15 protein-coding genes are annotated in these 13,278 nt (G+C 36.6%); 2 read left to right on the top strand and 13 right to left on the bottom strand.

Translation table 11 applies throughout. The features are described from left to right. Window positions 1–4: 4 nt before the first annotated feature. Entirely contained in the window at window positions 5–1,015 is a 1,011-nt protein-coding gene (locus ASG46_RS10905; protein WP_056704629.1) for a hypothetical protein, read from the bottom strand. Window positions 1,016–1,161: 146 nt separating this feature from the next. Between ASG46_RS10905 and ASG46_RS10900 the strand changes: the two genes are divergently transcribed. Together ASG46_RS10900 and ASG46_RS10895 are read left to right on the top strand one after the other, a co-directional pair. Beyond that, the gene (locus tag ASG46_RS10900; protein ID WP_056704628.1) at window positions 1,162–1,491 is read left to right on the top strand and encodes a YolD-like family protein; all 330 of its coding nucleotides are present in this window, start codon (window positions 1,162–1,164) and stop codon (window positions 1,489–1,491) included. Continuing rightward, window positions 1,484–2,752, top strand: coding sequence for a DNA polymerase IV (locus tag ASG46_RS10895; protein WP_056704627.1), 1,269 nt, complete (start codon window positions 1,484–1,486; stop codon window positions 2,750–2,752). The genes ASG46_RS10900 and ASG46_RS10895 overlap by 8 nt, the downstream gene beginning before the upstream one ends. Window positions 2,753–3,094: 342 nt before the next feature. Here the strand turns inward: ASG46_RS10895 and ASG46_RS10890 are convergent, their stop codons facing one another. From ASG46_RS10890 to ASG46_RS10835, 12 genes are all read right to left on the bottom strand, one after another. Next, on the bottom strand, window positions 3,095–3,946 hold the full coding sequence (locus tag ASG46_RS10890; RefSeq protein ID WP_056704626.1) for a hypothetical protein: 852 nt from the start codon (window positions 3,944–3,946) through the stop codon (window positions 3,095–3,097). After that, on the bottom strand, window positions 3,946–4,218 hold the full coding sequence (locus ASG46_RS10885) for a hypothetical protein (protein WP_056704625.1): 273 nt from the start codon (window positions 4,216–4,218) through the stop codon (window positions 3,946–3,948). Before ASG46_RS10885 ends, ASG46_RS10890 begins: the two co-directional genes overlap by 1 nt. After that, window positions 4,218–5,066 (bottom strand): hypothetical protein, encoded by an 849-nt coding sequence (locus ASG46_RS10880; RefSeq protein ID WP_056704624.1) that lies wholly within the window; start codon window positions 5,064–5,066, stop codon window positions 4,218–4,220. Before ASG46_RS10880 ends, ASG46_RS10885 begins: the two co-directional genes overlap by 1 nt. A 2-nt stretch (window positions 5,067–5,068) precedes the next feature. Next, entirely contained in the window at window positions 5,069–5,917 is an 849-nt protein-coding gene (locus tag ASG46_RS10875; protein WP_056704623.1) for a hypothetical protein, read from the bottom strand. Window positions 5,918–5,927: 10 nt separating this feature from the next. After that, the gene (locus ASG46_RS10870) at window positions 5,928–8,030 is read right to left on the bottom strand and encodes a hypothetical protein (RefSeq protein WP_056704620.1); all 2,103 of its coding nucleotides are present in this window, start codon (window positions 8,028–8,030) and stop codon (window positions 5,928–5,930) included. A 15-nt stretch (window positions 8,031–8,045) separates the two neighbouring features. Continuing rightward, window positions 8,046–8,303, bottom strand: a complete 258-nt coding sequence (locus ASG46_RS10865; RefSeq protein WP_056704618.1) for a hypothetical protein — start codon at window positions 8,301–8,303, stop codon at window positions 8,046–8,048. Next, window positions 8,300–8,584, bottom strand: coding sequence for a hypothetical protein (locus tag ASG46_RS10860; RefSeq protein WP_044141823.1), 285 nt, complete (start codon window positions 8,582–8,584; stop codon window positions 8,300–8,302). The genes ASG46_RS10865 and ASG46_RS10860 overlap by 4 nt, the downstream gene beginning before the upstream one ends. Before the next feature lie 47 nt (window positions 8,585–8,631). Then, complete coding sequence (locus ASG46_RS10855; RefSeq protein WP_056704614.1) at window positions 8,632–8,898, bottom strand: hypothetical protein; 267 nt, start codon at window positions 8,896–8,898, stop codon at window positions 8,632–8,634. Then, window positions 8,898–9,149 carry a phage holin gene (locus ASG46_RS10850; RefSeq protein ID WP_056704611.1) on the bottom strand — a complete coding sequence of 84 codons (252 nt, stop codon included), beginning with the start codon at window positions 9,147–9,149 and terminating at the stop codon, window positions 8,898–8,900. The genes ASG46_RS10855 and ASG46_RS10850 overlap by 1 nt, the downstream gene beginning before the upstream one ends. 9 nt (window positions 9,150–9,158) lie before the next feature. Next, window positions 9,159–9,548 (bottom strand): hypothetical protein, encoded by a 390-nt coding sequence (locus ASG46_RS10845; protein ID WP_073208319.1) that lies wholly within the window; start codon window positions 9,546–9,548, stop codon window positions 9,159–9,161. A gap of 110 nt (window positions 9,549–9,658) precedes the next feature. Then, a complete protein-coding gene (locus ASG46_RS21635) occupies window positions 9,659–11,020 on the bottom strand; it encodes an N-acetylmuramoyl-L-alanine amidase (protein ID WP_162242781.1) in 1,362 nt (453 codons plus the stop codon). 129 nt (window positions 11,021–11,149) lie between these two features. Further along, complete coding sequence (locus ASG46_RS10835) at window positions 11,150–13,267, bottom strand: tail fiber domain-containing protein (protein ID WP_056704607.1); 2,118 nt, start codon at window positions 13,265–13,267, stop codon at window positions 11,150–11,152. Window positions 13,268–13,278 lie beyond the last annotated feature (11 nt).

Genomic DNA, 13,278 nt, shown 5'->3' with positions numbered 1-13,278 from the left:
TGTCTTAGTTTGAATTAGCTATAGAACGTAAAGCATCATCATAGTCAGCTAGATCATAATCAGGATGTGCTTTTAAAAATGTATACTTAACTGTTTTGTCAGGATTGTCTAAAAAGTATTCAGCAAGTCTAATAAGCGCAGCACGAATATCTTGTTCGTCGATATCATTAAAATCAAAGTATTCACATTCGCCGAATCTTGCTTTATAAAGACAAATTTTATTGAATTCAATGTCATCGAAAGGAAGGCTTTCTGATACGCTATAGTTGCGCTCTATTTCCTTTAAAAGTTGATTAAGAAGGAAGTATCCAGTTAACTGAAGAACATCCGCAGACTTGTATCCCACATCTTTAACCACTTTGAAATCATAAAGTACATCATCAATTAGAATATCTGCATCTGCACCATCAACCAATAGGGAAGCAATACCAAAGTGTGGATTGAAAACCACTTTGCTGTCTGTTTTAACAAATCCACTGCTAATGAATTTATCTTCAAACGTCTTCATTAATCCAGTGAGCTCATTAATTAGTGTATCTGTTCTTTGGATATTAAAAATGTCTGTCTCGCTAACACCTGAAACAATATTAGCTCTAGAATATCTCTCCAAATTCGCAAGCTTTAAGGCTGTCACACAAACCTCGTTGTTTAATGATTGTTCGCCTTTAGTAAAGATATCAATGTCTTTTTGTATAGTTGAATAATATTTTTCTTCTAAACTATTATCTCCAGTGAATTTTTGCAATTTTTTAAGCCCATTATAGGCAACTAGTTCTTTAAAACTAATCCCTAGATTTATTATTTGGGCTATTCTAAACCTTGCCAAGTAATCAAAGGCAGTCCCTATCAAACTTGCATCAGACGGTTTCTCCAATGTGTAAGGCACTAACGTTTCATACTCTTTAGAAAAGGGATTTTTCCCAGTTGCAGTCTTGAAATTCTTCTTTTTAGGTGCAATAGTAGAAACTATTTCTTTGAATTGTGGCACTTTGCTTAAGTTCGATGTAAGTGACATTGTTAACCTCCTAATTGTTATACATAAATTGTAACAGAAGGATAGAATTTGTATACCAATATTTACATCGAACAAAAGTTCTTAAAACAGATTGATAAAGAACGTGTGTTCTGTTACTATTTAATCATTCAAGAAGGAGTGATTAAATGCTTAGAGACAGAGGTACGATTAAATGGACAGCTATGATGTTACCTGAGCATGTTGCACGACTTAAACACGATTTAGCAGAAACGAAAAAAATAGATAAACCAATTATAGATGAACAGCAAGCAGAAGAGTTTGAATCAATAATCGCCTATGCAATGAGTGTTAACAACCCCCTAATTTTTTCAATTTATGATTCAGGAATTGTCAATCAACTTAAAGGTTTCACACAATACATCAATTACGAAAAGAAGATGCTACATATAAAGGATATGTCAGATGATATTCACTTTATTATTTTAGATGACATAGTGGGAGTTTCTTATGATTGATTACACCAAGTTTCCACGTCACAAAATACTGTGTGTAGACATGAAATCCTTTTACGCTTCAATTTCAGCGGTTATGATGGGCTTAGACCCTCTAGAGTGTTATTTAGCTGTAGTGGGCAACACAGAGAGACAGGGGAGTGTAGTGTTAGCAGCAAGCCCTAAACTCAAACAAGATTTTAAAATTAAAACAGGATCTAGGCTATTCGAGATTCCCAATGATCCAAGAATCCATATAGTTAATCCTAAAATGGATACATTTATAAATGTTTCAACTAAAATCACTCAATTGTTTTATCGTTATGTTCCAGAATGTGATGTTCATACTTATTCCATAGACGAATCATTTTTAAAAGTTGATGGTGTTATGAGAATGTGGAACAGTGTTGAAGAGATTGCTGAACATATCCAAGATGCCATCATGAGAGAATTTGGCTTACCTTGTACAATTGGAATTGGTGATAATATGTTGATTAGCAAACTTGCTTTGGATTTAGAAAGTAAGAAAGCACCGAATGGTATAGTTAGATGGAGATATGAAGACATTCCAGAAAAACTATGGCCAGTTAAGCCAATCTCTAAGATGTGGGGAATAGGTAGGCGAATGGAACAAAACTTGAATCGAATGGGCATATTCACAGTCGGCGCACTAGCTAAATATCCATTAGAAACTTTAGAAAAGAAATTCGGAGTTATGGGAAACCAAATGTTTCACCATGCTTGGGGCATAGACCTATCCGAAATAGGTGCTCCAGTGCCACAAGGGCAAGTTAGTTTCGGGAAAAGTCAGATTCTACTCAGAGATTATACGACAAAAGAAGAAATCAAAGCTGTGATTCTTGAAATATGCGAAGAGGTAGCTAAACGAACGAGAGATCATAACAAAGTAGGGAGAACGATTAGTTTAGGTATCGGATATAGCAAAGAAGAATATGGCGGTGGGTTCCACAGAAGCAAGACAATTGAAAGTCCAACCAATATCACTATGGACATCTATAACACGTGTATGGAGTTGTTTAACACGTTTTATCAGCATAAGACGGTCAGAAGTATTTCAGTAACATTAAGTAAAATTGAAGAAGATACTAATCAGCAGCTAACTTTATTTGATGAAAGAGGATTGGAGAAAAAAAGACAGCTTGGCTACGTTATGGATGGTATTAGGAATAAATACGGATCGAAATCGCTGCTTCGGGCAGTTTCATATACTAAAGGTGGTACGGCATTGTATAGAGCTGGCTTAACGGGCGGCCATAAAAGTTAATGTTGACATAAAATGATTTCTGATGTATTAATTTTTTCTTAATGAAGAAGGGCTAGAAGGTGTTCATGGATTATTCTGTGAGCACCTTTATTTTTCTCATAAAAATTGAAACCTCTAAGATGAATTCATTTGATTGCTAGACTGTTATAAGTTACAATTTAATTATAATAGTGGATAGCTTCATATTTTTCACCTCCTTTGAGGTGGAACGAGCTTGGGCTACTGGAATAGCCTAGGCTAAACAAAAAAGACATTCCATAAACGTGGACAGTTGTTGGAATGTCTTTTTTTATTTGATAAAAACGAAAAAAATACCCCTACTCAAATGAGGAGGGGCTTTGTTTATTGAACTCTAATCGCAATAAATTTTGAAATAAATGAGGAATATACTGTTGATGTTCCAGGAGTTGTTTCAAAAATTTTGTATGCTTTATCTGCATCTTTAATTAAGTCTCCATTAACAAGTCCATCTGTAGAACCGAAAGAGAAAACTTCAGGTATTGTACCCTTTAAGCCTTCGCTAGTACTCCCATAAATAACGTTACTCATCAATATGTTTTCACCGATTTTATTCTTACTACCTAACCCTAAGTAGGTTAAGCAAGTGATTGGTACAGTTGCAGTATAATCATTTTTGATGTCAGACACATACAACCGTCTGCCACTTCCAATGCTACTTGATGCAAATGCACAAGCGCTCCATTCATGTTCATCTGCAAATGTTACTGGAACACCTATGTAATTCAATGTAGAGGGCAGCGCAAGAGATAGAGCATAGTCAGTCAAGAAGATAATTCTGTCCTTATTACAGCTGTAATAAAGTTCAATTGGCTGATTAGGAAGAATTTCTGATTGATAAGTTATCGCTACAGTTTTCCAAGTGTCACTGTTTTTTGAAAAGGTACCCGAAACACCAGAAGGTCCAGGCAAGTATTTTCCTGATAATCTCATTGAAAAGACTCTTGCGCTAGAATTTGAAAATGATGTAGATGATCCAGCAATTGTACTAGCAATATCTCTTATCTGAAAATAGATTTCTTTCTTTCCATCCTCACCATTTGAGAACATCACATCATAGTCAGTTGATGGACGGCTAGAAATATTTTGCCATCCTGATTCAAGCATGATTTGTTTCAACTTACTATATAAATCTTTCTTTAAAACAGTTATTTTATTGAAAATTGTATCAGACATTAATTCTTCATCCCCTTAGTCCAACTATGCTCTAATGGTGTTTGTCTAGGGGCATTCATGGATGATCCACCTAAAACGAATCCTTTTCTAATATCAGTTTTCTTTTTTGCTGATTTAATTGCAATTGGATCAGAAACAATGATCTGTTTTTCAAAATTCGAGTCCCTTAATCCTACAGCAGGGGTAGGGGGAATAATCTTAACTTTAGTATACGATGGCTTTCTCTGACCATATAAAGTTGAGCTCATTATAAATCCTTTTAACTTATCCATTATTCCACCTCTATTCCAGTGTAGTTTGAGGGGAAAGAGGTTGTTCGGTTAGTTGTGTAGTAAGTATAGAACACCTTAAATTTTTTCTTTGTGATAGAGTCAATGTAAACATCTCCATCTAACAAGGCAGTGTCTTTTATAGCATATAGTCCATCTAAATAACCTCTCACACCTTCTAGGTTGTCACCAAAAGCAATTGGACTAATAAACATAGTGCCAAAAATGTTGGTTAAGTTATCGCTCATAAAAGTACTTAATAAATAAGAAGTTGCTTGAGGATAGTCTGCTTGATCGTCCATTAACACTTTCCCAATAGTCAATGGGTTAGCTGAAGTAGCATAAAGACAATTTACATTCTTGGCTGTTTTGCCGTAAATAGAAGGTTTACCAAAATAGCATATGCTGGCATTCGATCGCAAGATAGTAGGAGGAACGACAGTGAAAATTATCCGATCCCTGTTTACTGAGTAATACAAAGTTAAGTCAGTTTCTGGATTAAGCGTTGCAGCAGTTGTTATAAAAACAATGTTCCAAGCTTCATTTCTTTTGAAAGTCCCAGAATTCATTGGAGTAGAAGAGGGGGTGTATTCCTTACATAACCTGAAGGAAAAGTAAGCGTAGTCAGTTGATGAAAAATTTGTTGAAGCAGAAGGGGAAGTAACTGCACTAGCAAAAGGACGAATATTAAAATAGATACTTTCTTTACCAGTCTCACCTGTGGAATACATAACATCAAAATCTGTGTTTGGATTCGATGTAACATTAGTCCATCCGGCATCGATTAACAAGGAAATAATTCGATTATAGAGATTCTTTTTCTTAATGGTTTCCTTCTTGAACACACTCATAATTAATATCCTGTGACTTCGATTGCTATAGCTGCAGTGCCGAAAGAGTTACTAGAAAGAACCCCAGGAACAATTACAAAGTATTGTCTAGAACCGTCCTCTATAATACTTCCATGGAGTACATTATCGTTAGGAAGCCCATAGATACCAGTGATTTTACCTCTGGTGCCTTCACTGGTATTTCCATAGTAAAACTCAGACAACATATAAAAACCTTGAGTGTTTGGGTTCTTTGGTGATAGGTTTACTATAATCGGCCTAACTGTAGCACTGGTTGCTGGAGCAATATTAATTGGTGAATTTGAAATGATTACATTGTTAGCAGAATCTGCTCTTGTTGTTGTAGCATAAATTAAACCTCGGCTATCTGGCTCATCCGCATAAATTTCGTCAGGAATTCCAATGTAATTTAGAACACACCCTAGACCAGTTGCAGAGGGACTTTCAATGACGATAATCAACCTATTCTTGTTTACATTTAGACGATACGTCATTACAGTATCTTTAGATAGCAATCCAGTAGAGGGGGAAACCATGAAATACTTCCATGGCTCACTTGGTCTACCTACAGTTCCAGCGGCACCATTTGAACCCGGTGTGTATGATTCAACTAATCTAAATGAAGCTGTGCAATAATCAGTTGAGATTATTGAGTTTTTGTCTGTGACATCAGTTGGCCTCATTTGGAAAACTAGTTTTTTATCTCCTGATTCTCCAGAGGAGTAGAACACGTCATAATCAGAAGTAGAGTTAGAGGATTTGTTTTCCCATCCAGCATTAATTAGAGAATTCTTAATCACTGAGTAGAGGTCGCTCTTAAGACAAGTCCCAGTTGTAAATATGTATCCCATAAATAACCTCCTATAGTAAGTTTGTTGTTTTGATTTTTAGTGTTACTTGTGCATTGTTCTGACTGTGATTGATCAATTGAACATGTATTTTCTGCGTTCCATCTTTGTCTTGACAGGGAATGTTAGCGATATCGTAGATTGAATCTGACTTCAAGCTCTGATACACAATGTCTCCATTTGAAGACTTATCAAAAACAGATACAGATATTAAATTTTTGTTCTCATCTTTTGCATATACCGTTCTAATATCATACTTATCAAACCACGCATCTAATGAGAGGGTTTTTGTCTCACTCGGAAGTAATTCAACAGTCTCATTGATTTCGCTTAATGTAGGCACTCCACCTCGTCCTCCTGACATTGCAATAAAAACAATATGGTCTTCAACAGGGATTTCTTTAATAAATTCAATGGATTTATTCGATTTCTCAATGTAATCCATCTGTTTTGATTGAAGAACTCCGTTTTTGTAAACTATCATTGTGTCATTGTTGTTTTCATATTCTGGTACATTAAACAACTTAACAGGGATAGATCGATCATTAGGTAATGATTCATAACGATATTTAATCCCGCCGCTGTTGATTGAAGTAATTGTGATCTTTTTGCCAGTTTCATCTACTGCAAGTTTCGTATACCCTCCAGCAATCAACTCATAGTTTCCGGTGATTTTCTTCATGCCGACAACCACCGAACTGCTTTCGATAGGTATGTAATTCAGTCTTTCAGTGCCTTCGTTATACGCAAGCACTTTATTGTTTCCGATACTAGATTCATCAACTAAAACTGTACCTAATAAAGCAGGATCGTGAAGGTTTGTATGAGTGTGATTAGTACTAGACTTGAAATTTAAAGATTCGTTAATTTTATCACTTGACCAAGTCGATACCTTATCAACGTTATTGTCATTAATAGCAGTTGCTTGCCCATTAGCTATACTCGAAACTCTTCCTTTTTCATCAACTGTAACAGTGGGATTAAGGTATGTTCCAGCTTCAACACCGTTCTTGGCCAATTGGGGAAGAGAAGCCGTCCCTGTCAAGTCACCACTTAATGTAATTCCACCTTTAACTGTTGATGTGGCATCATTTATAGAAGAAGCGCCTCCCGCATATACCCAAACATCTCCACTGTAAATGTACTGAGTTTTACTTCCACTGTGATTCGAATCACTTTTTATGAAAATCCAATATCCACGCTGTGGAGAAGGAAAAGCTTGCATAGCAGCTGAGTATGTATCAAACTCACCTTTAAACTGAACTCCTGTAGTGATTCCATTAATCTGATCCTGTATATTTCCAGTAACACCCAATAAACTATTAATCTCATCGATTGAGGCTACTTGTCCAGACAGCGATTTTGCGAAGTCAACTATATCATCTCCGTCTGCATCATAGATTGATCTTTGCATATCTCCAGAAGCCACTTTTGAACTGCCGTACATTAGGTTTCCGTTTTGCTCAGAAAATTTATCAATCACTTGCTTGTTGCTGTGTATATGACTTTTTATCTCAAGTTGATCAGTAGAATCATTAACTGTTCTGATGTCTTCTGCTGTAGTTTTTAACCTGTTTTCGACATTGCCTGTTAACCCTTGTAAGTAAGCAATTTCTTTAGGTTTAACATTTCCAATGGAAGTTGTTTCGGGTAATTGGACAACACCTTCAAATACAGGGCTATCAACAGGAGCTTTTTTAAAGTCGAGTTCTTCAATGGCTGTTTGTACGGTGTCTGACTCAATTGAGTCAGTAGAGGTGAACACGATAGAAGAAGCATCACCACCTGAACCACCGCCTTGTGGAGCATCTACAAATATAAGTCCAGTACCACTTGGATTTATCTTGATCCATTTATTCGCAAAACCTTCGTATGAAGCAGGTGTATCAATCAGATCAAGAAAACTTAGCTCACCATCATCGACAAAAGATCCACTGACAAGCTCAAATTGCCCACCTCTATAAATATAAAGAGTTGGTTTATTTAACTGTGATTCATCGCTTAAAACTGCATAGATAGCTCCTTCTTGTCCATTTTCAAGCTTCGTTTTATTTTCAACAACGAGGATTGCTTCTTTTCCAGCTAAGTGCTGTATGGTCTGTAAGATTAAATTCAAATTATCACCTCATTTCTATCCAAAACATCTCACCATGATCTCGAACAAATTCGTATCAACTGGGTTATTGAAGGTTATATTGTTTTTATCGGTTTTTACATAAGAGGAAGGGGAGCACTCAACTCCTCCAACAATAACTGCAAGTTGATCTTTAGTTGGGTCGTAATCTGGAACTTCAATAAACGAGACTGTCTGCTCGTTCTCATTAGGGATATATTCAAAAGACCATTTCAGTGATATTCCGCTACTTACTCTCGGGTTGAAAAAACTCATGTGTGAGCACCTGCAAAGTTATACTGAATTCCTTTTTCTTTGATTACAAAGCTAAAGATAGGAGTGTCTATATGATCCATTGAAAAGCCATCCCCAGACCTGATGAAAATCGGTTCTCCGTGATTTATAGAAACAGTGCAATCTTGGTCATTGCGAAATTGAAATTTATAAAACTGTGTCGGCCTATTAGAACCTTGTGATTCTGGAGGGACAATATCGAAGTTCTCAATGTTTGTTGACTCTAGTTTTAAAGAGCCTTTGTATCCAGATCCTAATCGCATAATTTAACCTCCATTAAAAATGAAAAAAAAGAGAGGGATTACCTCTCTCACATTTGTTTAATCATATCTTTTAAAACTTGAAGAAATGCTTTAGCATCTTCTTTTTCCATCCTTAAAATGTCTTCGTTGCCCAAGCCTTCAGAAAGTGAAATCTTGAGAACAGGGAAAACCACTACATCACTTTCTTCGCTTGAAGCAGGGACTTCTATTTCATCAAGTAATAGAGTGAGGGTTTTTTCTTCACCCTCTGCATTAATATGAGCTTCTTTGAATTGATTTGGGTATGGCGAATACTTAATATTAACAGTATTCATTATTCTCTTGGCTCATCATATTCTAAAGCTTGATCGCTGTCTGACACGCCTTTAGTAGTAGGATCAACTACAATACCCATAACAGTTAACAGAGTAAGAAAAGCATTAAATTTTTCAGTTAAGTCATCACCAAGACCAGTCAAATCATATCCGAATGATTGAGCAATAGATTGAACAAAAATAAGAGTAGCAGAGAAGATAGCTACCCAAAATGTTTTCTTTTTTAAACGTACTTTCCAGTTGATTTTCATTTAACATTCCTACTTTCCGAATAATTTCATAATGTCTACACCTGCAAGATTGGCTCCAAGTAAACCAAGCACAACGATTAATAATATTTTAAATACTTGGCCTGAGGCGCTTGAGAGAAAGTCTTGATACCATTTAGTTTGAAGATCAGCACTTCTTTGCAGTTCATTTCTTAAACCAGCTATTTCATTATTCAAGTGTTGTTGATTTGTATCAATTTTTCTATTTTGTTCATTGATGTTTGTGGCCTGATTTTCTAGCAAAGTTGTAATTCTGACAACATTTTCACTTAATGTCTGATTAGTTTTCATCATTATTTTTCTATCAGCTTCAAGTTCTCTAATATTGTTTTTGATGTGGTCAATCTCAAGTTTTAAAACATCGTAATTTCCATCAGCCATAAATACCATCCTCTACAATTAAAAAGGAGATGACTCATCACCTCCTTGAAGTTGATTTTTATAAATTCTCATGGATATTTGTAAATCCACAAAAATCTATATTAATTTAGTTATACTTTACTTCCGTACTGACCTGAAATATAGGCTCGTTTACCTTTATAAATTACTTCCCAGTATCCTTTGGGGTTGTTAGAACCTTTTACAGATCCTGAAATTTCAATTGTTTTGTCTAAAGCGATGGTGTCTAAATTCTTGGCTGAATTGCGGTCAGGCTTATCCATAATAATAGCTGCATTTGAAACGCCGATAATTTTGATCTTTCCAACAGATTTAACTGATGAGCTCTTAGCTGCTTGTTTTGGTTTTGTGGCTTTCTTAACAGGAGTAGATGTTTTAACTGCGCCTGTTACTTCAACATACTTATCAGAAGCAGTAATGTAATAAGTCGCACCCTTAGAGTTTTTCACTTTATATTGATACGATGTTTCGACCTTAACTTTTTCGACAACAGTAGGGAAACCAACGCCTTTATTGACAGTACCTACAACATCTTTATCATCCCATGAGGCTTTAGCGTAAAATCGAAGACCGTCTACTTTAGATTTTAGAGAGCCACTTGCTTTAGAAGAGGTAGACTTGGAGGGAGTAGTGGGAGAAGGGGTTTTTGATTTAGCTAGCAACTCTTTAATTTTAGCAAGAGTTGCTTTACCAGCGATTCCATCTACTGCAAGCTTGTTTGCTTTTTGGAATGCCTTCACAGCAGCAACAGTTTCATCACCAAAGTGGGAGTCCGCACCGTATTTAGGTAATTTATAGCCAAGTTTAATTAGATTAGACTGAATTTCTTTAACTTTTGCACCTTTATCACCAAGACCGTAAGCTTCGACCAATTCAAGATCGTTATTGTTTGATGGTTTTGGTGTTGGAATAGTTACAGTTTTACCTGTTAAAGCTTTATTAACATCGCTAACAAACTGCACCCATGCGTTAGGGTTGTTAGTGTAATAGCGATGACAATCTTTCCATCCTACTACTTGGTGATGTGTCCATAGGTTTTCAGATTTTAGACCATATGTTTTAAGAAGGGAAGCAGCTAATTCTACAGTTGTTTTATAAGTTGTAGCATCAGGCTTACCTGTCCAATCAGGGTGAGTCATTTCGATGCCGATGGTACAGTTGTTTGGATAAGAGCTCAAGTTTCTAAGTGCACTCGCTGTGTAAACATTTGAACCAACATGATAAGCTAACTCACTATTTGGTAAGCACTGAATTACTTTAGTACCTTCTACAATGTAATGTGCTGATCCAAAGCCCGAGGTACCACTTTTACGATTGTTGAAGAAATTGCGGTTTCCTTCTGCAGATGATCCTGGATTAGCAACCCAGTGAATTACAACAGCTTTCACACCTTTTAAAGCTGTTTGAGGTCTGGAGTATTTGTTGGGAGTCAACAAACTTTGAATAATGTTCATTAAGTAAATTCCTCCAATTAATTTTTTGAGCACAAAAAGAGAGCAGGGGATAACCCAAGCTCTCTCGTTCTCACACATGCTCTGTCTTTCTCTGTTATGTATTGAATATATTCCTATAAAATCATAGTTTTATTTCAATAATGCAGCCTTAAGTTCACGCATCTCTTGCTGCATCTTTTCGGTTTCACGTCTCATTAGAGCCATTTCTAGGAATTGACACTCATCAGCACGAATGCCCCACATGTACCCGCCTTTTACAACTTCGATTGTTCCTCCAGTGAATTCACCTGTTTTAGGGTCTACCTTGTTTACAAATTCAGAATCCCACTTGTCATAACAAAGCAATCCAATTTCAGTTGCATCCAAGCCATGCTTTTTAAACACTTCATCAATTTTCTGAGCAATGACACCAATATGCCATCTTGCAGAACTTCCTTTTTCAATTACTGCATCTTTAAATTTAAATCTACAGAAATTAACTTCAGACCAAGCATCCAGCCATTCATCAGGAATATCAGTAATGTTTTGTTTGTATCTTTCATCAGAAGTGTTGATCGTTCCATTTGAAGCATAGATGTTTGCCCATCGTCTGGAAGGCGCACCTAACGATTGAGAAGCATCAGTGTCTGGTCGCAAGTTTGCACGAACGTTCATAATGTTATTTCCCATATCACCATAGATGAAAGGAGAGGCATTGCCGTCATTGCCATAATCAATCCACAATAATCGATCTTGGTTACTGCTAGGCATCGCTTTATTCCCGATGATAATAGAGTTATTGCCAGTATAGTTAATGCCAGCTTCCGTTCCTACAACAACGTTTCGACTGCCATTTGCACCGTTTAGAAGTGTTCTAGCACCGATAGAGACGTTTGCTTCGCCGTCTGTTTTATTTTGATGAGCATATGTTCCAATAACGGTATTTAAAGTATGGGAGGCATTCTTATTTCCGTTTGATCTTTGGCCAGCTTGATGTCCAATGAAAATATTTCTGGTACCAAATACGTCATAACCCATAGCGTTATTACCGATAACAATGTTCTTTTGACCAGTTTGGTTATATTTCATCGCATTTCTGCCAATACCGATATTTTCTTTGCCAGCGAGGTTGTTGGCCAATGCAAACGCACCAATAGCAGTACATCTTTCGGTAGTATAAGATCTTGCCAGAGCTTGATATCCAATTGCGGTATTATGGATACCTCTAACCAATTGAAGCAAGGCGTTACGACCAATTCCAGTATTCCCTAGCACTTGAGATGAAGAAGTTGCTGCAGGAAATCCTCCGCCCTCGTTAACAATAACAGCACCTTGTGGAGCAGGATATCCTGTAGGCTGAATCAGCTTCTCAACTTCTGGGTTCATCTGCTTAAGAATGTAAGAATCCGTCCCTGAAATATTCCAAATATTATTCAAATCTTTCTCATTAAGCCACAACTCATGTCTAGAAACTATGGGATCTTTAATACCTGCCCATTTTAAGGAGTTGTTTCCGATAGCTGTAGTACGGCTGTAATAAGTTCCTTGGGCTAATGAACTTCCACCAATTGAAACGTTTGAGTATTGTGTTTGGTTATTCATTTGAGATAAGAAGCCAACAGCAGTATTTTGCTTACCAGAAGTAAGGTTTCTTAAAGAATCTTCCCCTGTAGATGTGTTGCCGTAAGCGTCTAAAGTAATTTTGTATCCTGAATTTTTTCCATAGAATTCATTGAGGATAGGAAGAGGGGTAGAGGTAAGAGGGAACAGACGTTGATCTCTTTTTTGACTTGGGGGAGCCGTAGCATTAAAAGCTTCTCTTTCTTTGACAATAAGGAATGCGCCGTTACCGAAGTAATTGCCTTTCAAGTCGGCTTGATCAGCTAAATAAGTACCTGGTGGAACGAAGATCGGATACTCATTGTTAGATAGAGCTTCTGCAGCAAGGAAAGCTGATGTGTCATCTGTTTCGCCATCTCCAACTGCACCAAGCCATTTAACGTTTATCCCACGTTGGTTTAGTTCTTTTTTAATTGTATCTACAATACTTCCAGTATCTCCTGCAAGCTCGCCAATGTCTCCAATTAAATCAGCCATTTCTTTCAGCTTATCAGAAGTTGTTGTAGATAGGTTTGTTACTGAATCTAGAATTCCATCAAATTTGGCTTTAATTTCAGGTGCAGTATATCCAACACCATCAGATTTCAGCAATTCAATGGCCATTGGTACATATTCGCCAGTAACAGGATGTGGCATTCTAAAACCCATTAATTAATTCC

The organism is Bacillus sp. Leaf49 (assembly GCF_001426125.1).
Lineage (GTDB): Bacteria > Bacillota > Bacilli > Bacillales > Bacillaceae > Bacillus > Bacillus altitudinis.
This window is presented reverse-complemented; position numbering and strand designations above follow the sequence as displayed.